The sequence below is a fragment of the Actinopolyspora lacussalsi subsp. righensis genome, assembly GCF_900116555.1.
Taxonomy (GTDB): Bacteria; Actinomycetota; Actinomycetes; order Mycobacteriales; family Pseudonocardiaceae; genus Actinopolyspora; species Actinopolyspora lacussalsi.
The window spans coordinates 182559-203948 of the sequence record NZ_FPAT01000005.1; the positions used below are offsets into that span (position 1 = coordinate 182559).

Annotated in this window: 20 protein-coding genes and 2 riboswitches; of the genes, 6 read left to right on the top strand and 14 right to left on the bottom strand. The window is 66.3% G+C overall.

What is annotated here, in order from left to right; genetic code table 11:
* Positions 1-45 precede the first annotated feature (45 nt).
* On the bottom strand, positions 46-1215 hold the full coding sequence (locus BM394_RS11205) for an NAD-dependent epimerase/dehydratase family protein (RefSeq protein WP_092977495.1): 1170 nt from the start codon (positions 1213-1215) through the stop codon (positions 46-48).
* A 323-nt stretch (positions 1216-1538) separates the two neighbouring features.
* Between BM394_RS11205 and BM394_RS11210 the strand changes: the two genes are divergently transcribed.
* On the top strand, positions 1539-2015 hold the full coding sequence (locus tag BM394_RS11210; protein ID WP_092977497.1) for a GtrA family protein: 477 nt from the start codon (positions 1539-1541) through the stop codon (positions 2013-2015).
* On the opposite strand, the gene BM394_RS23010 is transcribed toward BM394_RS11210, so the two are convergent.
* The 10 genes from BM394_RS23010 to BM394_RS11250 form a co-directional block, all read right to left on the bottom strand.
* A complete protein-coding gene (locus BM394_RS23010; RefSeq protein ID WP_207227217.1) occupies positions 1984-2829 on the bottom strand; it encodes a glycosyltransferase family 2 protein in 846 nt (281 codons plus the stop codon). The two genes, BM394_RS11210 and BM394_RS23010, sit on opposite strands and share 32 nt — an antisense overlap.
* 28 nt (positions 2830-2857) lie before the next feature.
* Positions 2858-4291 carry a hypothetical protein gene (locus BM394_RS23015; RefSeq protein ID WP_207227216.1) on the bottom strand — a complete coding sequence of 478 codons (1434 nt, stop codon included), beginning with the start codon at positions 4289-4291 and terminating at the stop codon, positions 2858-2860.
* Complete coding sequence (locus BM394_RS11220; protein WP_342752676.1) at positions 4288-5229, bottom strand: NAD-dependent epimerase/dehydratase family protein; 942 nt, start codon at positions 5227-5229, stop codon at positions 4288-4290. Before BM394_RS11220 ends, BM394_RS23015 begins: the two co-directional genes overlap by 4 nt.
* 237 nt (positions 5230-5466) lie before the next feature.
* On the bottom strand, positions 5467-5919 hold the full coding sequence (locus BM394_RS11225) for an SRPBCC family protein (RefSeq protein WP_092977501.1): 453 nt from the start codon (positions 5917-5919) through the stop codon (positions 5467-5469).
* Between the two features lie 262 nt (positions 5920-6181).
* Positions 6182-7051 (bottom strand): phosphoenolpyruvate hydrolase family protein, encoded by an 870-nt coding sequence (locus BM394_RS11230; RefSeq protein ID WP_092977503.1) that lies wholly within the window; start codon positions 7049-7051, stop codon positions 6182-6184.
* Positions 7044-8246, bottom strand: a complete 1203-nt coding sequence (locus BM394_RS11235; RefSeq protein WP_092977505.1) for a Tm-1-like ATP-binding domain-containing protein — start codon at positions 8244-8246, stop codon at positions 7044-7046. The genes BM394_RS11230 and BM394_RS11235 overlap by 8 nt, the downstream gene beginning before the upstream one ends.
* A 225-nt stretch (positions 8247-8471) precedes the next feature.
* Positions 8472-8633 carry a hypothetical protein gene (locus BM394_RS22795; RefSeq protein WP_165400591.1) on the bottom strand — a complete coding sequence of 54 codons (162 nt, stop codon included), beginning with the start codon at positions 8631-8633 and terminating at the stop codon, positions 8472-8474.
* 159 nt (positions 8634-8792) lie between these two features.
* Positions 8793-9971: an acyl-CoA dehydrogenase family protein gene (locus tag BM394_RS11240; protein WP_092977507.1), complete on the bottom strand. Its 1179-nt coding sequence runs from the start codon at positions 9969-9971 to the stop codon at positions 8793-8795.
* Positions 9972-10076: 105 nt separating this feature from the next.
* On the bottom strand, positions 10077-10832 hold the full coding sequence (fabG, locus tag BM394_RS11245; protein ID WP_092925065.1) for a 3-oxoacyl-ACP reductase FabG: 756 nt from the start codon (positions 10830-10832) through the stop codon (positions 10077-10079).
* 23 nt (positions 10833-10855) lie between these two features.
* Positions 10856-12505 (bottom strand): AMP-binding protein, encoded by a 1650-nt coding sequence (locus BM394_RS11250; RefSeq protein ID WP_217643451.1) that lies wholly within the window; start codon positions 12503-12505, stop codon positions 10856-10858.
* A 174-nt stretch (positions 12506-12679) separates the two neighbouring features.
* Here BM394_RS11250 and BM394_RS11255 point away from each other — a divergent pair, with 174 nt between their 5' ends.
* From BM394_RS11255 to bioB, 4 genes are all read left to right on the top strand, one after another.
* Entirely contained in the window at positions 12680-13312 is a 633-nt protein-coding gene (locus tag BM394_RS11255; protein WP_092977509.1) for a TetR/AcrR family transcriptional regulator, read from the top strand.
* Between the two features lie 157 nt (positions 13313-13469).
* A riboswitch (glycine riboswitch) is annotated at positions 13470-13608 on the top strand.
* Positions 13609-13705: riboswitch (glycine riboswitch) on the top strand.
* 34 nt (positions 13706-13739) lie between these two features.
* The gene (gcvT, locus tag BM394_RS11260; RefSeq protein WP_092977511.1) at positions 13740-14843 is read left to right on the top strand and encodes a glycine cleavage system aminomethyltransferase GcvT; all 1104 of its coding nucleotides are present in this window, start codon (positions 13740-13742) and stop codon (positions 14841-14843) included.
* A gap of 50 nt (positions 14844-14893) precedes the next feature.
* Entirely contained in the window at positions 14894-16174 is a 1281-nt protein-coding gene (gene glyA / locus BM394_RS11265) for a serine hydroxymethyltransferase (protein WP_092977818.1), read from the top strand.
* Positions 16175-16382: 208 nt separating this feature from the next.
* Positions 16383-17444, top strand: a complete 1062-nt coding sequence (bioB, locus tag BM394_RS11270) for a biotin synthase BioB (protein WP_092977513.1) — start codon at positions 16383-16385, stop codon at positions 17442-17444.
* Positions 17445-17576: 132 nt separating this feature from the next.
* Here the strand turns inward: bioB and BM394_RS11275 are convergent, their stop codons facing one another.
* The 3 genes from BM394_RS11275 to BM394_RS11285 form a co-directional block, all read right to left on the bottom strand.
* Positions 17577-18254, bottom strand: coding sequence for a DedA family protein (locus BM394_RS11275; RefSeq protein WP_092977515.1), 678 nt, complete (start codon positions 18252-18254; stop codon positions 17577-17579).
* A 194-nt stretch (positions 18255-18448) separates the two neighbouring features.
* Positions 18449-20041 (bottom strand): D-alanyl-D-alanine carboxypeptidase/D-alanyl-D-alanine endopeptidase, encoded by a 1593-nt coding sequence (gene dacB / locus BM394_RS11280; RefSeq protein WP_245780113.1) that lies wholly within the window; start codon positions 20039-20041, stop codon positions 18449-18451.
* Positions 20042-20150: 109 nt separating this feature from the next.
* A complete protein-coding gene (locus BM394_RS11285; protein WP_092977517.1) occupies positions 20151-20759 on the bottom strand; it encodes a LysE family translocator in 609 nt (202 codons plus the stop codon).
* Positions 20760-20859: 100 nt separating this feature from the next.
* Here BM394_RS11285 and BM394_RS11290 point away from each other — a divergent pair, with 100 nt between their 5' ends.
* Positions 20860-21360 carry an Lrp/AsnC family transcriptional regulator gene (locus BM394_RS11290; RefSeq protein ID WP_092977519.1) on the top strand — a complete coding sequence of 167 codons (501 nt, stop codon included), beginning with the start codon at positions 20860-20862 and terminating at the stop codon, positions 21358-21360.
* The last annotated feature ends 30 nt before the right edge of the window (positions 21361-21390 follow it).

Sequence of the window (21390 nt, forward strand, 5' to 3'; positions counted from 1 at the left end):
GCGGGGACGGCCGGCGACCGCTGTCGAGCCGTCCACCGCGGTGAATCAGTCTTCGGAGCGCATCGGGCTGGAGGCCGTCCGCCACTCGACGGTGGGGCGCATCGCGGCCAGGTCCACCCGGTCCTTGAACTGCTCGGCGACGCCGAACAGCGAGTTGATCAGGGTGTTGGACAACAGGTGCGGGTCCAACCCGAGCTCGACCAGGCCCGTGTGCACCACGTTGTAGTAGTGCTGGTCCTGCTCCACACGGGGGTTGTCGAGGTACTCCACCTCAACGGTGCCGTGGTAGTTGTTGGCGACCGTCTTGGCGATCTCCTCGACCGAGAAGCTCTCGGTCATCTGGTTGAAGACCCGGAACTCACCCTTGTCGGCGGGGCTCTCGGCGGCGAGGCGGATGCACTCCACGGTGTCCCTGATGTCGATGACACCGCGTGTCTGGCTGCCGGTTCCGTAAACAGTGAGGGGATGCCCGAGCACTGCCTGGATCACGAAGCGGTTGAGCACCGTACCGAAGATGGCGTCGTAGTCGAACCGGGTCGCCAACCGCGGGTCACGCACGGTCTGCGGCGTCTCCTGCCCGTATACGACACCCTGGTTGAGGTCGGTGGCACGCAGCCCCCAGATACGGCAGGCGAACTCGATGTTGTGACTGTCGTGCACCTTGCTGAGGTGGTAGAAGGAGCCGGGCTTCTTCGGGTACAGCATGCGGTCGGTGCGACCCTTGTGGGTGACTTCCAGCCAGCCCTCTTCGATATCGATGTTGGGCGTGCCGTACTCACCCATGGTGCCGAGCTTGACCAGGTGAATCTCCGGATCGACTTCCTGGATCGCGAACAGCACGTTGAGGTTGCCGACAACGTTGTTCTGCTGTGTGTAGACCGCGTGTTTGCGGTCGATCATCGAGTAGGGGGCGGCTCGCTGTTCGGCGAAGTGCACGATGGTGTCAGGACGGAAGTCCCGGATCATCTCGACGGTGAACTCGGCGTCGACGAGATCACCGTAGTACATCTTGATGTCCTGTCCGGAAACCTCCCGCCAGGCATCGACACGCACCTGCAGCGGCTCCGCCGGAACCAGACTGCGTACGCCCATTTCGTGGTCGTAGGCCCTACGGGCGAAGTTGTCTGCCACGGCCACGTCGTGGCCGCAGTCGGACAGATGCAGAGCGGTCGGCCAACCAAGATAGCCGTCCCCACCGAGGACGAGGATTCGCACGCCTTCTTCTCCTCTACAAAATGTCGGCATCCATCGGTGCCCGTGTGTAACGAGACCGTGGCTGCCACCTATCAGGGTCCGTTCCGCGACACCCGTACCTTGTGGGTATCCACAGAATGTAATTCATCGAACACGCTGTGCGCGACTCAAGCCCTCCCCACACTATCGTGTTCGATGTGAAAGGCTAACTGCTGCGGCGCAACAGCCAACCCCACCTCCACGAACGGCATGTTCTCATCCGTCGACCGGATGGCGAAGCCACTTCCGTACAGTTCGTGGAGCTCGTTTCAGACAACCACTCTTCCGCCCGGAGGGAAGTAAACGTGGCCGCTACCCCGGAGCCGCCTTCGAAGCCCGGCGGCACAGGCCGGTACTGGAGACTGCTACGTGGTTTCGCCGCGGTCTCCGCGTTGGCGACCATCAGCAGTCAGCTCGTATTCGTCGTGTCCTACTGGATCGGTTCGGCATCGACCCTGTCCACCGTGCTGGGGTGGCTCGCCGGAGCGATCCCGAACTTCTTCCTCAATCGCCGGAACTGGGGAAGCGCCGGCAGCCATCGGCTGGGCGGTGAACTGACACGGTTCGCGCTGGTCTCGGTGGCCACCTTCCTGATAGCGGCGGTCGCCACCAACTACACGGAAGAACTCGCCCACAATCTCTTCGCCGATTCCGAGGTTCGCAGAGTCGCCCTCGTGTGGGGAGCTTACCTCGGTACCTACCTCCTGATGTTCGTGGTCAAGTTCTTCCTGCTCGACCGCGTGGTCTTCGCTACTCCCCGGCGGCACGAGCAGGTTCGTTGACCTGCTCGTCCGCCGAGGAGGCCCCGGCCGCACCGGAGAGCCGCCTGGCACGGCGCTCCCGGAGCCAGGTACCCAGCACCACTCTGCTGTAGCGATAGCCGTAGAGCACGTTGTTGCCCTTCTTGCTGACACCGGCCACCCGCTGCCGCATGGTCATGGCCTGCTCACGGACCCGGTACCCCCGCGCCAGCACACCCACCAGAAGCTCGGACGACTGGTACTGCTGTTGTTCCAGTCGAACCGAGTTGGCCACCTCGACCCGCATCGCGCGGAATCCGAAGGACGTGTCGGTGATGCGCTGTCCGGTCATCACACTGACCAACCAGGCGAACACGTAGGTACCCAGGCGGCGCAGCAGCTGCGGATTCTCACTGCTCCCCAACCTGCGCGAGCCGGTGACGAAGTCCGCCTCGTCGTCGAGGATCGGGCGCAATAACCGGGGAAGCTCGTCGATCTCGTACTGCCCGTCGGCATCCGTGGTGACCACGTAACTCGCACCGCGTTCGGCGGCGAGCCGGTAACCGAGCCGCAGCGCGGCCCCCTGGCCACGGTTGGTGCCGGCCACACAGGTGTAGGCGCCGTGCCTGACGGCAACGTCGGCGGTGTCATCGGAGGCCCCGTCGACGACCACCAGGGTGTCCACGTCGAGATCGCAGCTGGAACCGGGAATCCCCTCCAGCACGGCTGGTATGGCGTCCCGTTCGTTGTAGGCGGCGATCAGCACCACCACCGGCGCGAACCGGTGATCACCGTATCGCGCCGCGTAATCGGTCAGTGCTTCCTCATCGACCTCGTCAGGAAAGGTCGTCGGCATCTCGTGCTCCTTCGTGCCGTGATCTCGGCTACCGGTTCGTCGCGGAACCCTTCGTATCAATTCGGCGGCCGGTAATGGCCGTGATCCCCAACGCACCCGCCAGTGGCAGCAGAACGAGTGCGGGTAGCTGATAGCGCCAGGAGAACTCCATCGCCGCCGCCGTGAACAACACCGCGGTGCCCAAACCGCCGGAAAGCAGGCAGACGGCCCGGAGTCCACTCCGGCGGGCTCGCCCCACTCCCAGCATCGCCGCTACGGTGAGGGCCAGAGCCAGCCCCAGAACGGTGCCAGGAGTGTAACCTCCCCCCAGCTGGTATGCGCGCAGGAAACCCGCCGCACGCTCGTTGACGGAGTAACTCCCCTGATCGTAGTACTCCAGCCAATCCCGCGTTACCCACTCATTGGTGTAAAGCGGGTACTCGGTCTGGAACTGCCAGCGGGCCAGCGGAACATCACCGGGGGAACGTGTCCGCATCGGCGCGAAGCCCTTGGCGAAGTCCTCGGCTACACCTCCGAACACTTCGAAGGGCTGGCTGCGCAGCACCTTGAACGCCAGGGAGTGCTGTGCCTCGGAGTAACTGACCTCCTCGGGCAGTTCAGCGGCGTCGACCTCGTTGTGGAAGAAGTGTATGTAGTAGTCGATACCCGTGCGCTTGCGCTCGGCCACCGGAGCCTCCGGGCACACGGCTCGCTGAGCGGGCGTCAGTTCGAGTCGCTCGCAGTCGGCGACCATCGCGGTGCGCCCGAAGACGACGCTACCGGTGGAGCCGCCGAGAGCGGGGTAACCGGTCCAGTACATGTGGTACCCCGCGTAGGTGGAGAGCATGAGCACGAAGCCTGCCACCAGCGCCAGGGCCGAACCCAGTCGCCGCCTCCAGCCGTCCCTGGGACGCAGCCCGGCCGCCAGCAGCACGAAGACCGCAGCCGGCACCACCAGGGTGAGACCGACCAGGCGCACCAACACTGAGCCGCCGAGCAACAGCCCCCCCAGCAGAGCCAGCCGGGGACCGGGAGTGCCCCACCAGGTCAGCAGGAGGACCACGAGCAGCAGCAGTACCTGGAACAGCAGGTCGGACATGATCAGGTGCTCGATCTGGAGCTGGTAGGCGTCCAGCAGCACCGGAGCCACCGCGAGCGCGGCCAACCACCGCCTGCATCCGAAACGCATCAGCAACGCGTAACTGGAGAGTGCCAGCCCCAGTCCCAGCAGGTGCTGCACTATCGCCACGAGCCCCAGATCACCGACCAACAGGACCGGACCGAGCAGCAACACCTCGTAGCCGATGGGGTTGATGTTGCCCGGGAAGAAGACGCCGAGGTCCTTCAGGTACCGGAACGAGTCGATGTAGAGCAGCGCCGGCTGGTACGCGATCTCCACCACGATCCGCAGCAGCACGCCGGCGAACAGGAACAGCACCAGCAGCCAGTGCCGGCGGACTGCGCGCAACAGTCGAGTGGTCATGTCGCTACGGACACCCTGCCGTCAGCGTCGCGGAAGTCGTCCCACACCGTGCGCAACCCGTCGGTCAGCCGCACGTTGGGCGTGTATCCCAGTTCTCGCCTGGCCTTCTCGATCTCGACGATCACGGCGGGCATCTCGCCGTTCTTGGCGGGTACGTGCGTGACGGGCAGTTCCTTGCCCGTGGCGGTGCGTACCGATTCGATGAGTTCCATGACCGAGATGGAGCTTCCGGAGCCGATCACCGCGGTTCCGTTGTACTGCTTGTCCCAGGAGGCCGTGATGGCCTGGACCACGTCGTCGATGTGCACGAAGTCGCGGCTCTGCGAACCGTCGCCGTAGACCTCCACACCCTCGCCCGCCAGTGCCGCACGCATCAACCTGGGGACGAAGCTGTCCTTGTGGCTCATGCCGGGGCCGTAGATGTTCGTGAACCGCAATGCGGTTGTCGCGATGCCGTAGGCACCGCTGTAGCCGGACAGCAGCATCTCGCAGGCGGCCTTGGTCGAGCCGTAGGGGGTCAGCGGTCGCAGCGGGAGCCGCTCGGAGATGGTCCCGTAGCCGATGTCGCCGACCACCGCGTTGGTCGAGGCCAGCACGAAACGTCCGACACCACGCTGCCGCGCCAGTTCGAGCAATCCCTGGGTGACCTCGACGTTCTCGGCGAATGTCTCCGCGGGTTTGTCCACGGAACGCAACACCGAGGTGATGGCGGCCAGATGAATGATTCCGGCGCTGTTCTCCGGAACAGCCGCCTCACGCACCTGCGGATCTGTCAGCTCGCCGGACACGTGTGTGACCAGGTGACGATACTGCTCGGGTATCTCGGGAGTCACTCGATCGACGATCGTCACCGGGTTGCCACGTTGCACGAACGCCCTGACCACGGCTCTTCCGACGAAACCCGATCCGCCGGTGACGACGACGCGCTCGGCTCCGATTTCGGGGTCTGTTGAATCTGCTGCGGACTGCACGAAGCTGCTTGGCACGCGTACGACTCTAACCGTTGGCATATTCGACGCGCGCCAGCCCGCCCATTACATGCCCCCTCGCCATTTTCGCTGCGCAACAAAATACGTCCGGAGCGGCGAGCGAACTCATCCACCGAACGGAGTCGCGGCAGCGGACGCGCGAGGCACGAGAAACCGAACAGGACGACGGTCGCACCGTTCCCGGTGTCACTCCGCGCAGATCCGCCCCAGGGCGGCCAGCCCGGTGGCGAACACGTCCTCACGGAAAACACGATCGAGGTCGGCCGCCCGGTGGTCGGTCTCCGGATCGGTGGTGATGTCGTAGCACGCCGACCACTCGGCGAAGGTCACGCCGGTGTCGGTAACCGGTGCCACGCGAACCGTGGCGCGATAGTTCCGCACCGGGAACGGACCTTCGAGCATCTCGTAACCGTAGGAACGTCGAAACGAATCGAACGCGACCAGTCGCTCCCGCACGGTCGAACCATCGGCCAACCGGAGTTTCCGCACGGCTCCCACCGCGAACGGGGAGGAACCCTGTTCGATTTCGCCCGCGGTTATGGCCGGATGCCAGTCGGCGAGGGCCGCGAAATCACCGAAAACACGCCAAACACGATCCACCGGGACTTGCACCAGGGCGCTGGAATACGACTGGGCCACGAATCAACACACTCCTTACCGCGGGCGACGAGAACCCGTAACAACTTTGGCGGTGCGGGCCGGAACCACTGCCGACGCGGTCACTGGTTCTGTCCGACACCCCCTCGCTGAGACATTTCCCCCGAACCATCCCGGATCTCGGTCGCCGATTCCGAGAACGAGCGGCGAACACGCCGGGGAGACGAGGAGCCGGTCACGGCGGGGCGCCCACGCGTACGCGTCGGCCTCGCACCACCGCGTGGCCCGGATACCACCGAATACTTCAGTCGGAACGCCGCTGTTCCAGGAACTCGCCGGTCCGAGCGGTGACCGCCTGTTCGGTCGGTAGTCTCTCCATACTGCTGGCACCGTAGAATCCGTGACAACGGCCGGTTCGCGAGAGCACATAAGCCATGTCCGCCGGCGCGCTTATGGGGCCGCCGTGGCAGAGCACGAGAACATCGTCGCGAATCTCGGCGGCCGCCGCCGACCACTCCTCGATCGAGGCCACACATTCGTCCAGACTCAGCGCTGTTTCGGCTCCGATACTTCCGCCGGTGGTGAGCCCCATGTGACAAACGATCACGTCGGCGCCGGCGCGCGTCATCGCCCGCGCGTCGTCCGCGGAGAAAACATAGGGCGTTGTGAGCAGGTCCATTTCACGGGCGGCGCGGATCATTTCCACCTCACGGTCGAAACCCATCCCCGTTTCCTCCAGGTTCGCCCGGAACACCCCGTCGATGAGACCGACGGTGGGAAAGTTCTGCACTCCGGCGAATCCCAGATCACGCAGTTCCGCGAGAAACTTCTCCCGAATCATGAACGGGTCGGTTCCGTTCACTCCTGCCAGCACCGGGGTGTTTCGGACCACGGGCAACACCTCGCGCGCCATTTCCAGCACGATGTCGTTGGCGTTTCCGTACGCGAGAAGTCCCGCGAGCGATCCCCTGCCCGCCATGCGGTAACGCCCCGAGTTGTACAGCACGAGGAGATCGATCCCACCGGCTTCCTCCGACTTGGCGGAGAGACCCGTTCCCGCTCCCCCACCGACTATCGGCACGCCACGCTCGACCTTGTCGTACAGCCGTCGCAGGATGCCGGCACGATCCGGCGGTCCTTCCCGGGAACTCGTGTCACGGCGCTGTTCACTCATCAGCCACCACCTCGTGGAACGCGTCCAGCAACGCCCGGACGAACTGCGAATCGTTGATGTTGTGCGGCAGTCGGACCAAACGCCGTTGTTCGTGCTGCACCACGTTACGTTCGAGTGTGTCGAACAACACTTCGTCGGCCTCCGGATCGTGAAAGGGACTACCCGCGGCGTCCAGTGCCGACACTCCGCCCTCGGGAAGCAGGAATCTCACCCGACCGGGTAAGGCGTTGAGCTTGTCGGCCAGGAACATCCCGATGGCCTCGCACTCCTCCGGAGTGGTACGCATCAGGGTGACCTGCGGATTGTGCTCGTAGAGCAGCCGGTCCCGGTATCGGTCCGGCACGGTCTCCGGTGCGCCGAAATTGACCATGTCCAGCGCGCCGCAGGAACCCACGTAGGGCAGCCCCGCTCGTGCGGGTGCGTCGAGCCGTTCCCCGCCCGCACTCATCACCCCGCCGGAAACGAGGTCGCAGACTTCGGTGGTGGTGATGTCCAGCAGCGCGTACAGCAGCCCGTCGTCGGCCAGTTTCTCCATCGCGCGCCCCCCGGTTCCGGTCGCGTGGAAAACCAGCGGATCGTAAGCGGCCTCGAGTTCCTGGGCCACGGCACTGACGCACGGAGTGGTCACGCCGAACATGGAGAGGCCGACGGCGGGCCTGTCGGTCACGTCCGGTGGGCTCGCGCTCGCCGCACCGTGCAAGGCGTGCGCGGCATTGGCCAGCACACGCCGTGATATCCGGTTCAGCCCGGCGACATCGGTGACCGCGGGCATCATCGTTATGTCGCTGGCGTCGACGTAGCCGGAAACGTCGCCGGAGGCGACCGTGGAGACCACGAACTTCGGAACGCCGACGGGCAACGCGCGCATCGCGGGCGTAACCAGGGCGGTGGCTCCCGACCCGCCGGCGCCGAGTATCCCCGCGACATCGTCGCGGGTGAGCAGGAACCGCCGGAACGCCTCCGACATCGCGGTGACCGCGGAGCCGCGCTCTCCGGTGAACACGGCACCACTGCCGTACGGATGATGCTCGGCGACCGACTCGGAGGGGATCGAGACGGCCGCGGCGGAACCGGCTCCCGCGGTGCCCAGGTCCACGGTCACCACCGACGATCCGTCGGCACGGAGCAGGTCGGCGACATACCCGAGTTCGTCGCCCTTGGTGTCGAAGGTTCCGACTACGTAGACACTGCCCAACGAACGCTCCGTGATCGAACGATGATCATGCGTGTGGCACCCTACTGGCTCTTCGTGCCGAGGAACAGCCCGTCGTCCGAAGTGCCCGTCGGCGGATGGGGTCGACGAGCGGGGAACAGGGAGGAGGGAGAACAGAACTGCCCGGCCGGTACACCGGCCGGGCAGTTCGAGGCGTATCCGACGCGCTCCGGACCCCTTGGGAGACCGATCCCGGGTGTCCACGGGTCAGTGGCTTTTGCCCCTGCCCTTGACCTTGTTCACGACTCGGTCGATCTTTTCCTTGTTCTTGGGGTCCTGGGCATAACGCTTCGCCTGTTCGATCGCGCGCCTGCCCTGCGGGCTCTTGGCGACGTCGGCTACCTTGGCTACCTTCTTGAAGATCGACATGATCGCTCCTGCCGTCTAGTCGGGGCCATCCGACGTCCAGAGTACCCACCGGGATCACGGGGTGAGACCGCCGTCACACCGGGTGTAGCGATAGGTCGCGCGGAGACCCGGGGAACCGATGTGACGGAGATCAGCCGGGCGGGACCAGTCGGGCGGGGATCACCCCAGCACGCCGCGTATCGAGGCATGCCCCTTGAGCAGGTTGCGCGCCACGGTACGACGCTGGATCTCGTCGGTTCCCTCGAAGATGCGCAGCAGCCGCATGTCCCGGTACCACCGCTCGATGGGGAGTTCCCTGGTGTAGCCCATGCCGCCGTGGATCTGCATCACCCGGTCCACGATCTCGTTGGCGCGGACACCGCCGTGCAGCTTGGCGATGGACTGCGCGTGGCGGGAATCCATCCCCTGGTCAACCTGCCAGGCCGCCTGCAGCACCAGCCAGCGCAACGCCTCGATCTCGACGGCGGAGTCCGCGATCATCCACTGGATGGCCTGCCGATCCGCGATCGGGGCCCCGAAGGTCCTGCGGGACTGCGAGTACTCCGTGGCCATTTCCACCATGCGCTCACAGCCGCCCAGGGCGCGCGCGGGCAGCATGTACCTGCCCTGTCCGATCCACTGCATGGCGAGTCCGAAGCCGTTGCCGACCTCGCCGAGCACGTTCTCCTCGGGCACCCGGACGCCGTCGAAGGTCAGCGCGGCGGGTTGCCGGTCCCACTCCCCCATGATGTCGATGGGCTCCGAGGTCCAGCCCATGTCCCGGTCGACCAGGAAACAGGTGACGCCGCCGTCGGCCCCCTTCTCCTTGTCGGTGACGGCGAAGACCATGGTGAAGTCGGCGTCGATGCCACCGGTGATGAATGTCTTCTCACCGTCGATGACCCACTCGGAGCCCTCCTTGCGGGCAGTGGTGCGAATGTTTTTCGCATCAGACCCGGCGTCCGGTTCGGTTATCGCGAAGCAGGACTTCCGGGTCCCCTCGATGGTCGGGACCAGGTAGCGCTGTTTCTGCTCCTCGTTGCCGTAATAGAGGATGTTGTCGGCGGAACCTCCGAAACTGAACGGCACGAAGGTCCGACCGAGCTCCACCTCGACCAGGGCCGTAAGCACGGCGGACAGCCCCATGCCGCCGTACTCCTCCGGAGTCTGGACCCCCCAGAAACCCGCCTGGCGGGCCTTGTCGCGCAGCTGCTGGGTCTCCTCCTTGGTCAGACCGCGCTCACCACGCCGTTCCCGGTCGAGAACCTGCTGCTCCAGCGGCATCAGCTCGCGCTGGACGAAGTTGCGGACCCAGTCGCGGATGTCGCGTTCGGTGTCCGACAGTGCGAAATCAACCATGACAAGCCTTCCTCGGTGGCGGGGACGGCGATTTCACGGGAAATCGCCGGGAATGTGACGGGGACGGCGCACCGGGCGGACCGGTGCGCCGGGTACGGGCCGGGGTCAGCCGAGCTTGCGACCGCCGTCGACGTAGAGCGTCTGACCGGTGACGAACGAGGACTGCTCACTGGTCAGGAAGCTCACCGCGTTGGCGATGTCGGCGGGCTGACCGACACGGCGCACCGGTGTCTCGGCGGCGGCGCCCTCCTGCAGCTGCTCGAAGGTCATCCCGAGCCGCTCGGCCGTCGTCGCGGTCATGTCGGAGACGATGAAACCGGGCGCGATGGCGTTGACGTTGATGCCGAACGGCCCCAGCTCGATCGCCAGGGTCTTGGTGAACCCCTGCACTCCCGCTTTCGCGGTGGAGTAGTTCGCCTGACCGCGATTGCCGAGCGCGGACACGCTGGAAAGGTTCACGATCTTCCCCCAGCGCTGGGGAACCATCTGCTGCTGGGCGGCTTTGCTGCACAGGAAAGCACCGCGCAGGTGAACCCCCATGACGGTGTCCCAGTCCTGCTCGGACATCTTGAACAGCATGTTGTCCTTGGTGACCCCGGCGTTGTTGACCAGGACACCGACGGTTCCCAACTGCTCCGAGACCCGGGTGAAGGCACGCTCCACCGAGTCCGAGTCGGTGACGTCGGCCGACACGGCCAGCGCCGACCCACCCGCGTCGGTGATACGCCGCACGGTTTCGGCGCAGGTGGACTCGTCGAGGTCCACCACCGCGACCGCGGCCCCTTCGGAAGCGAGTTTCTCGGCGATACCGGCGCCGATTCCCCTTCCCGCTCCGGTCACCACGGCCACTCGTCCGTCCAGTTGTTGAGCCACGCTGTACTCCTTCAGTTCCGGCTCGTCTGTTGTTCGTCCCGAATGATCCGGTCCCGCAACTCCCGTTTGAGCACCTTGTGGCTGGGCCCGAGCGGGAGTTCGTCGGTGAAGACCACTCGTCGCGGGTACTTGTGCGCCGCCAGCCGCGCCGCGGCCCACTCGACCACCCGGTCGCTAACCGACTGGTCGGTATCCCCTGCCGACAGTGTGGCATGCACCGCTACCGCACAGACCTCTTCGCCACGGGTGGTGTCCGGCAGCCCGATTACCGCCACCTGTGCCAGCTCGGGGTGCTCCAGCAGGAGCTCCTCGACCTCCCGCGGGTAGACGTTGTACCCGTTGCGAATGATCAGCTCCTTCTTGCGGTCGACGATGGACAGGAATCCGTCCTCGTCCCTGACCCCGATGTCGCCGGTACGGAACCAGCCGTCGACGAGTGCCGCACGGGTCGCCTCCGGATTCCCGAGATAACCGGCGAACACGTTGTGCCCACGTACGACGACCTCGCCGCGGGTGCCGCGGGGCAACAGCTCGATCCGGTCGGAGTCCGGGTCGGCGATCTCGACCTCGACACCCCACAGCGGATGTCCCACGGTGCCCGCCCGCGTCCCGATGGAGGGTTGGTTGACCGTCGCGCTCGGCGAGGTCTCGGAGAGGCCGTAACCCTCCAGTATCCGGGTCTCGAACCGCTCGTTGAAACGCTCCAGCACCGAAACCGGCAACGCGGCCCCACCGGATACGCACAGCCGCAGGCTGGGCAACCGCAGGTCCGGCGGGGCTGCTTCCAACATCCGGCCGAACATCGTGGGCACCCCGTTGAACTGGGTGATTCCGTGCTCACGAATCAGCTCCAGCGCCTGTGCGGGATCGAAGCCGGGTTGCAGCACCAAGCAGGCGCCGGCACGGAACGTGGTGTTCATCGAGACCGTCTGGCCGAACACGTGGAACAACGGCAGACATCCCAGCACCAGATCACTCGAATCGGTGTCGGTGGCGTCGAAGGCGTTGACCGTCGCGTTCATGACCATGTTCAGCTGGGTCAGCACGGCGCCCTTGGGTTTGCCCGTGGTCCCGCTGGTGTAGAAGACGACCGCCTCGTCCTGCGGCGCGCGGGTCACGAAACCGGACAGCGGCTCGACCTCGGCCGCCAGCTCGGTCAACGACGGCTCGTCGTGCTCTCCCTGCCGAGAGTCCCCCTGCCGGGAGTCGACGTCCCCCAGGGTCACCAGGCTCGCGCCGGTTCGTTCGGCACAGCCCCGGGCCAGCTCCAGTTGGCTGGTGTGTCCCAGGATCATCCTCGCGCCCGAATCCGAGACCAAATGGGCGGCTTCCGAAGCGACGAGCAATACCGGAACGGGCACCACGACGGCCCCGACCACCTGCACCGCGTAGTAGGCACGGACGAAGTCCACGACGTTCGGGGCCACCAGGGCGATCCGGTCACCCGCGACGACACCGAGCTCCCGCAGTGCGGCGGCATGGCGACACACCTGCTCCCAGAGTTCGCCGTATTCGACTCGGTCCCGCCCCTCCAGCACGGCCGGGGCGTCCGGAGTGCGGTGGGCGGGTTCCGCGAGCACCGAGGCGAGTGAGAGCGAGGCGGACGAACCAGTGTCCATCGGCTGCTCCCCTGTCACGGTGCCCGGGTGATTCGTGGTCATCAGCGACCTCCTCAGTACGCCAGGAGCCGCTACCGCGTGCGGCACGCAGCACTGCGGCCGACAGCTTAACTAACGACGTTAGTTTTGTGAGACCCTAAAGTCGACGACAACGTTTGACAAGACTCGAGAGCAACGAACCGGACTCGTCCCCGAACAGTTCCCGGAGGCCACTTCTTGCCCAGACCGAGCACGCCCCTGCTGTCGATGGAGCGCATCCGGGATTCCGCACTCGAGATCATCGACACCGCCGGGCTGGAGGCACTTTCGATGCGCCGCCTGGCGGAACGACTGGGAGTGCGGGCGGCTTCGCTGTACAACTACGTCCCCAACAAGGACGAGCTGCTGCACGATCTCGCCAACTCGACGATGGCCCGGGTCGACGTCTCCGGGTTCGAGACGGACTGGGTCACGGGCGTGACCGTCTGGGCCCGCTCCTATCGCCGGGCGCTGGTGGAACACCCCAACCTGGTGCCGTTCATAGCCTCCGGCCCGGCTCGCAGGGAAGCGGCACTGCGCCGCGCCGACGCGGTGCACGGCGGGTTGGTCGAGGCCGGTTGGCCGCAGCGCTACGCGACCATGATCGGGGCATCCGTGAAGTACCTCGTGGTGGGCAGCGCGATGGGATCGTTCGCGGGCGGATTCATCGACGACGCCGAGATCTACGACGAGAGGTTCCCCAACCTCGGCAGGGCGCATCTGCTGCGCAGTCACGCGACGGAGATCGACAACGCCAGTTTCGAGCTGGCACTGCACGCCTTCACGGAAGGACTGCGCAGACGTTACGCGGAACTCGACGAGCCCCACTGATCGCGGTACCCGACCGTCGAGTTCACCAAAACGGGAACACCGCTCGGCGGCCGCGCGCCACGCGCGCGGGGGAAATCCGGCCGCGGTCAGCTGCGCTGCTGTTGACTCGATAGCCGGGGCTACGTAGCGTTCACGCTACAATCGAAGAATGCGCCCATGACGTCATGCGGGAGAGACTCCGCACTCGGCTCGCGGCATCGCTGCCCGGCCACGGCAATGGCCCCAACGTGCGCGCGGAGCGCCGAAGGAGCAACACTCCCCGACAAACTCTCAGGCCCGATCACCGCATGGCACCAGGCGATTCAGGAGGAAAGCAGGGGTCACGTGCCCCTCGCCCACGGTGCAAGCCGCACAGCGCGGTGAAACTCTCAGGCCAATGACTCCGGGGAGACGCCGACCAGGCGCCGACCTATCAGGAGTTTCCACCATGTCACCGTCCCGCAAGACACCACTGCACGAGATCCATCAGCGACTCGGGGCCACCTTCACCGAGTTCGCGGGCTGGGAAATGCCGCTGCGCTACTCCGGTGACATCAACGAGCACAACGCGGTACGCGGCACGGCGGGCCTGTTCGATCTCACGCACATGGGCGAGCTTCGCATCAGCGGCACCCAGGCCGCCGAGGCACTTGACTACGCGCTGGTGGCCAACGCCTCGGCGATCACCGTCGGGCGTGCGCGTTACACGATGATCTGCGACGAAGCGGGCGGGGTACTGGACGACCTGATCGTCTACCGCACCGGGGAACGGGAATTCCTCGTAGTCGCCAATGCCGCGAACGCCGCCGTGGTCTCGACCGAGCTGGCCGAGCGGGTACGCGGTTTCGACACCGAGTACACCGACCTGTCCGACGAGTACGCGCTGATCGCGATTCAGGGCCCGGTGGCCAAGGACATCCTGGCACCGTTGACCGAGATCGACCTGACAACGGTCAAGTACTTCGCGGGATACCCCGGCAGGGTAGCCAATTGTGATGTTCTACTCGCCCGCACCGGCTATACCGGCGAAGACGGTTTCGAGCTGTTCACATCCGTCGAGGACGCGGCTACGGTTTGGCAGGCGCTCAGCGAGGCGGGCGCCCCGCACGGGATACAGCCCGCCGGCTTGGCATGCCGGGACACACTACGGTTGGAGGCCGGTATGCCGTTGCACGGTCACGAGCTCTCCACCGAAGTGACCCCGTTCGACGCCAATCTGGGTCGGGTGGTCCGACTGGACAAGTCGGGAGATTTCGTGGGACGCGCCGCCCTCGCCGACGCGGCGGAGCGGACCGCGGAGCGCACACTGGTGGGGCTGCGCGGAACGGGCCGCCGCGCCCCACGCCACGGTTACCGGGTACTGGACGGTGACGGCGCCGATGTCGGCGTCGTGACCAGCGGTGCGCCGTCGCCCACGCTGGGTTACCCGATCGCGATGGCCTATGTGGACCACGCCTGCGCGAAGACGGGAACCGAGTTACAAGTGGACATTCGCGGCAAGGCAGTCGCTGTGGAGGTCGTGGACCCGCCCTTCTACAGCCGGAACCGCTGAACGCGCCCGACCCGCTCCACCGAGAATCAGGAACACGGAGGTAAGTGATCATGCCGTCAGGCGATCTGTTCAACGAGAGGCTCGCATCGGTCGACCCCGAGGTGGCCAACGCGGTCGACGCGGAACTGCACCGGCAGCAGAACACGCTGGAGATGATCGCCTCGGAGAACTTCGCACCCCAGTCGGTGTTGGAGGCTCAGGGGTCGGTACTGACCAACAAGTACGCCGAGGGCTACCCGGGCAAACGTTATTACGGCGGCTGCGAGCACGTCGACGTCGTCGAGCGACTCGCCATCGACCGGGTCAAGCAGCTGTTCGGGGCCTCCTACGCCAACGTGCAACCGCACTCCGGCGCGCAGGCCAATTCGGCGGCGATGTTCGCGCTGCTCAAGCCGGGTGACACGATCCTCGGCCTGGACCTGGCCAACGGTGGTCACCTGACCCACGGAATGCGGCTGAACTTCTCCGGCAAGCTCTACAACGTGGTGCCGTACCGGGTCCGCGAGGACGACCACCTCGTCGACATGGACGAGGTCGCCCGACTGGCCCGGGAGAACAAGCCACAGGTGATCATCGCGGGCTGGTCCGCCTACCCGCGGCAGCTGGACTTCAAGCGGTTCCGCGAGATCGCCGACGAGGTCGGTGCCTACCTCATGGTGGACATGGCTCACTTCGCCGGTCTGGTCGCGGCCGGGCTGCACCCCAACCCGGTGCCGCACGCCCACGTGGTGACCACCACCACCCACAAGACGTTGGGTGGGCCGCGTGCCGGTGTGATCCTGTCCTCCGACGAGGAGCTCGGCAAGAAGTTCAACTCGGCGGTGTTCCCCGGTCAGCAGGGCGGTCCGCTGGAACACGTGATCGCGGGCAAGGCTGTCGCGTTCAAGCTCGCCGCCGGTGAGGAGTTCGCCGATCGGCAGCGCCGCACGCTGGAGGGTGCCCGGATCATCGCCGACCGGCTGCAGGCCGAGGACGCCAGGGCCGCGGGGGTGCAGATCGTCTCCGGCGGCACGGATGTGCACCTGGTCCTGGTGGACCTGCGTGACTCCGAGCTGGACGGGCAGCAGGCCGAGGACCGGATGCACGAGATCGGTATCACGGTCAACCGCAACGCGGTGCCCAACGACCCTCGGCCCCCGATGGTCACCTCGGGACTGCGCATCGGCACCTCGGCACTCGCCACTCGCGGTTTCGCCGCCGAGGACTTCACCGAGATCGCCGAGATCATCGCCACCGCGCTGCACTCCGACTTCGACGAATCGGTGAGCAAGAAGCTGCGTAATCGGGTGGAGGCGCTGGCGGCCAAGCACCCGCTGTACCCGAACCTGTGACGTATCGGGTTGGTCCGTGAGGGCAGCCGTTCGCGACGGCGACCTCCGTTAGCGGACCACGTGTCACGACCGTGCCGCACTCCGGAAGTGTTCCGGAGTGCGGCACTTTTCGTGGCACCGGCGACGACGTTCGGAACAACTCGGCGGGAGCGATGTTGTAGGTTTCGCGATCTTGTCGCGACTCGCCCGGTCGACGAGTGTCGAGGACATGACGATCACACTGGACGAGCTGGTCACGAAGGCGCTGCGTCGCGAGGCTCCGAGTCGTGCCGCGGCCGAACGACTGCTGTCCGAGGAGTTCGACGTTCTCGACGTGGTCGCGGCCGCGGGTCGGGTACGTCGGCACTTCTTCGGCAACAGGGTCAAGCTCAACACCATCATCAATATGAAGAGCGGGCTGTGCCCGGAGGACTGCACCTACTGCTCGCAGCGCCTGGGATCCGACTCGGAGATCCTCAAGTACTCGTGGGTGAAGGCCGAGGAGGCGGCCACAGCGGCGGACGAGGCGGCCGAAGCCGGCGCGAAACGCATCTGCCTGGTGGCCAGCGGACGCGGTCCAGGGCAACGTGACATCGAGCGGGTCTCCGAGACGATCGAGGCGGTCCGGCGGAAGCAGCCCGACGTGGAGATATGCGCCTGCCTGGGGTTGCTGGGCGACGGGCAGGCGGAGCAGCTGCGCGAGGCCGGAGCGTACGCCTACAGCCACAACCTCAACACCAACGAACGGCGCTACGCCGAGATCTGTTCCACCCACACCTTCGAGGACCGGGTCGAAACGGTGCGCAACGCCACCGGTGCCGGGCTCTCTCCCTGTTCCGGGGCGATATTCGGAATGGGGGAGTCGGACGAGGACGTGGTGAGTCTGGCCTTCGAACTGCGGGAGCTCGACCCGGACTCGGTGCCGATCAACTTCCTGATCCCGATGGAGGGAACACCGATGGCGGGTGAGTGGCGACTGACACCGCAGCGGTGTCTGCGCATCCTGGCGCTGTACCGGTTCTTCTTCCCCGACGTGGAGGTTCGGCTCGCCGGAGGGCGGGAGATCCATCTGCGCAACGTGGAGGCCATGGCGCTGCAGCTGGCGAACTCGATCTTTCTCGGTGATTACCTGACCAGTGAGGGCAGAACCGGCGACCAGGACCGGCAACTGATCGCCGACGCGGGATTCGTGGTCGAGGGGAACCGGGAACGAACCCTCCCGCAACAGCGCGAGGACCTGGTCAACATCCGCAGACGCGGTGTCGGCACCGATGTCGCGAGCAACGTCTGATCGGGATCTCCGGTTCGAGGTGTCGGGGGTCCGTTCGGCGGACCCCCGTGCCGATCGCCTATCCGGATGAACGGACTCGGGAGGACTGACCGGGTCTCGTGCTCACCGATCCTGGGGAACTCGCCGAGCCGCTCACGCGGCTCGGTCGAACTCGTCCGAACCGGAGAAGTGGTCGGTTACCCCCGGCACGGGACGGGTTCGCCGCGCCTTGCGTCGTCGCCAGAGCCAGGTGGCCGCTCCGGACAGCATCAGCGCTCCCAGCACCGCCCAACCGGCCCCGCCGAGGATGTGTTCGACGTACTTAGCCGAAGCGCCCGCCAGCCAGCCGATGGCGACGTGCAAGGCGGACCACGCTCCGGCACCCAGCAACGAAGCGGGCAGGAACCTGCCGTAGCCCAGACCGGAGGAACCCGCCGCGGCCGGAGTCAGGGTACGCACCACGGGCAGGAACCTCGACACGAACACAGCGCCCACACCGTAGCGCCGCAGCAGCGTCCCGGCACGATCCCAGTGCCGCTGTCCCAGCTTGCGCACGGCGGCGCTCTCCCGCAGCCGCCAACCGTAGCGACGCCCGAGCAGGAAACCGATGTTGTCGCCCAGGGCGGCGAACAGCGCCACGGACAGCGACAGGGTCAGGAAGAACCCGAAGTCCGTCACGGCGGCCGAGGCGATCAACAGCCCGCTCTCCCCCGGCACGACGAAGCCGATGCCCAGTGTGCACTCACCCAGTACCAGCGCGCCGACCACCACTACCAGCAGCGGGCGAGGTAACCCGGCGATCGCGGCCAGCAGTTCACTGACGACAGACACACACACTCCTAGAGCCGGGTAACATCGATCACGCTACCGCGTGATGCCGAGGAGATGAATCCGGAAGCACCCCCGGTCTCCCCCGACCTCCTGGGGCGGAGTCGGACGGCAGCGAGGTAGCGGCCACGGCCGGGCCAGGACGGCTCCTGTTACGAGTCGTTCGGCCCGAAACGCGACTTTCCCGCACGGTACCTTCAACAGCTCTTGCTCCAGGAGCACTCGAACACCGACTCGTCGGGGCGCGTCGACGGGATGTCGACAGCCGAACCCGAGGAGCGATCCCGTTCGCCGGGACTCGGCACGGACTCCTGGGGATCCGCGCCGTGTCGGGCGAGCCGAACCGCCACGGCATCCCGCAGGTCGCGAGGCGGTGCCGACAGGAGCCCGTTGAACACCACGGAGAACACCAGCGAGCGCTCGGCGCGGGTACGGACGTAGCCGGACAGCGCGGTGACCCCGGTCATCGAACCGGTCTTTGCCGAGACGTTTCCCTCGGCCGCGGTGCCGCGCATCCGACCGCCGAGGGTTCCTCCCGTCATCCGGTCCGTCGCGCCTGCGAGTGGCAGTGCCCGCTTCCAGTCCTCGAACCACGGCCGGTCGCGGACGGTGTCGAGCAACTCGGCCAGCTGGGCGGGCGAGATCGAGTTCAGCGTGGACAGCCCCGACCCGTCCACCAGCCGATACTTCGCGGGATCGATTCCCGACGCCTCCAGCCTGCTCCGGACCACCCCGAGGCCGGCCCGCCAGCTCCCCTCCCCCCGCAGGACCCTGCCCATGGTCTTGACCAGTGTCTCGGCGTGACCGTTGTTGCTGAGCTTGAGGAAGGGAACCAGCAACTGCCGCAGCGGCATCGAACGGTGTTCGGCCATCACCCGGGCGCGGTCCGGTGCCTCGCCCTCACCGGATCCCTCGAAGGTGACACCGCGTTCGGTCAGAGCGCGTCGGAAGACGTCCAACGCGTACGCGGTGGGATCAGCGACGGTGCTCAGGGCTCGCCCGGCGCCGGCTCCCGCCGGTATTCCGCCGCTGACGATCACGCGATCGGTGCCGTGCGCACGACGGACGGACAGCTCTCCCGTGGCGTCCGCGGCGAGCGTACGGGCGCGGTTGACTATCTCGACCGCTTCGGTGGCCGGTCGTGTACTCACCCGCACCGGCTCTCCCGGCCGGGTCGGCCGCGACCGGACCAGCACGGTACCGGCGTCGTAATCACTGTTCGGCGCTACAGTCAGTGCCGAGATCGGGGCAGCGTAGTAGTAGGGCTCGTCGACGGCCATCCAACCGTTGGCGAGAGCGCGGTCGTCGAAGTAGGAGTCGTCGGCCAGCACGTCCCCTCGCACCACCCGGACACCGGATTCGACGATCCGGTCGGCGAGCGCACGGTAGTCCGCGGCCGACATCGTCGGATCACCACCACCGCGCAGGTACAGATCGCCGAACAGTACGTTCCCCCGGCGCCTGCCCGAGGTCAGCACACGGGTGTCGAACCGGAAGCCGGGACCGAGCGCCTCCAACGCCGCTACCGAGGTGAACAGCTTGGCGTTGGAGGCGGGAATCAGGCGTCGGTCCGGTGACCGCCGGTAGAGGATCCGGTCGGTCACCGGATCGCGCACCACCACCCCGACCGAAGCACCGGCCAGCCGCGGATCCGACAGGATCCGGTCCAGATCCGCGCGCAGCGCCTCCGCCGCCCGAGGCGGCTTCTCGTGCGGCACCACGGGATCCGCGGCCCCCGGAACGGCGAAAATCATCACGAAACCGGTCAACAACGCCAGGACACGCCGCACCGTCACTCCTCCGGGCCGCTCGCGCTCGTCACCACTGATCGGAACGGATGATGATCCCGATCAACCGAGCACATGTCGACACCGTGGTCAACGCGGGCGTGTCGCGGGCTCACGCCAGCGCTATCGAACTCGCCATCACCAGCAGCGCGCCCCCGCAGCACCGCTCGAAGACACGCTTGCGCCTGGGAACGGACAGAAAGGCCGACAACCAGCCCACCGAGGGAACTACGATGAGCCACCAGGCCGCGAACGAGGCGACAGCGGCGGAGCTGAGCAGCAAGGCCTGTGTCATGGGGTCACCGGCGGGATCCATCGCCTGCGGCAGCAGCGTGAGAAAGGTGAGCAGCACCTTCGGGTTGAGCACATCGACCAACAACCCACGCAGGAAAACCGCGCGTCCCGACGTCGGAGCCGCCTCGTTACGCGCCGCGGCCGTGGAACCGGCCCGCCGCAGGATCTGAACGCTCATCAGAACCAGATACCCGACACCGAGCACCTTGACCACGAACAGCGCCGCGGGGAACGCGATCACCAGTGCCGACAGCCCGACGGTGGCCGCGGTGGCATGAACGAGCAACCCACAGGTCACTCCCGCCGCGGCCAACCATCCCCAGCGGGCCCCGTTCGCGGCGCTGCGCGTCACCATCACGAAGTCGGGCCCCGGCACCAGAATGATCACCAGCAGGGCGAGCAGGAACGACCCCCAAGCGATGTGCACTGCGAACTCCTCGCACTCGAACCGACAATTCTTCGAAAGCTGTGGCTATAGTGGGTTAATCGTTCGTGTTCGATCCAGCTACGACACAGAAAGTTCGGTTATGACGAGTTCGGCAGAACTGGATTCGGTGGATTGGCGAATCCTGGAGGAGTTGCAGAACGACGCGACCCTGGCCAACCGAACGTTGGCCGAACGGATCGGTCTCGCCGCGTCGAGCTGCCTGCAGCGAGTACGCAGACTCCGGGAACAGGGCGTGATCACCGGGTCGCACATCGACGTGGATCCGGCGGCCACCGGACTCACGCTGGAAGCGGTGGTGTCGATCAACGTGCGCCCGCACACCCGGGCGGTGGTCGAATCCTTCCGCGAGTTCGTGATGGCCCAGCCCGAGACACGGTCACTACTGCACGTGAGCGGGCAGGCCGACTTCCTGCTTCACCTCGCGGTAACCGACAGCGCGCATCTGCAGAGTTTCCTGGTGGACAAGCTCTCGGCACGTACCGAGGTACGCCACTTCACCACCTCGGTGGTGCTGGAACAGGTGCACACCCGTGCGCTGACACCGCCACGACCACCGCGACCCGCGCGGCGACGCGGCTGAACGGCGCGTGAAGCAGGGCACGGGTGGTCG

Excerpts from the sequence above, each read along its gene's own strand:
- BM394_RS11240 (WP_092977507.1), bottom strand. The coding sequence starts at position 9,971 with ATGGTTGATTTCGCACTGTCGGACACCGAACGCGACATCCGCGACTGG.
- BM394_RS22795 (WP_165400591.1), bottom strand. The coding sequence starts at position 8,633 with ATGTCGATCTTCAAGAAGGTAGCCAAGGTAGCCGACGTCGCCAAGAGC.
- BM394_RS11230 (WP_092977503.1), bottom strand. The coding sequence starts at position 7,051 with ATGAGTGAACAGCGCCGTGACACGAGTTCCCGGGAAGGACCGCCGGAT.
- BM394_RS23015 (WP_207227216.1), bottom strand. The coding sequence starts at position 4,291 with ATGACCACTCGACTGTTGCGCGCAGTCCGCCGGCACTGGCTGCTGGTG.
- gcvT (WP_092977511.1), top strand. The coding sequence starts at position 13,740 with ATGTCACCGTCCCGCAAGACACCACTGCACGAGATCCATCAGCGACTC.
- BM394_RS23010 (WP_207227217.1), bottom strand. The coding sequence starts at position 2,829 with ATGCCGACGACCTTTCCTGACGAGGTCGATGAGGAAGCACTGACCGAT.
- bioB (WP_092977513.1), top strand. The coding sequence starts at position 16,383 with ATGACGATCACACTGGACGAGCTGGTCACGAAGGCGCTGCGTCGCGAG.
- BM394_RS11290 (WP_092977519.1), top strand. The coding sequence starts at position 20,860 with ATGACGAGTTCGGCAGAACTGGATTCGGTGGATTGGCGAATCCTGGAG.
- BM394_RS11250 (WP_217643451.1), bottom strand. The coding sequence starts at position 12,505 with ATGACCACGAATCACCCGGGCACCGTGACAGGGGAGCAGCCGATGGAC.
- glyA (WP_092977818.1), top strand. The coding sequence starts at position 14,894 with ATGCCGTCAGGCGATCTGTTCAACGAGAGGCTCGCATCGGTCGACCCC.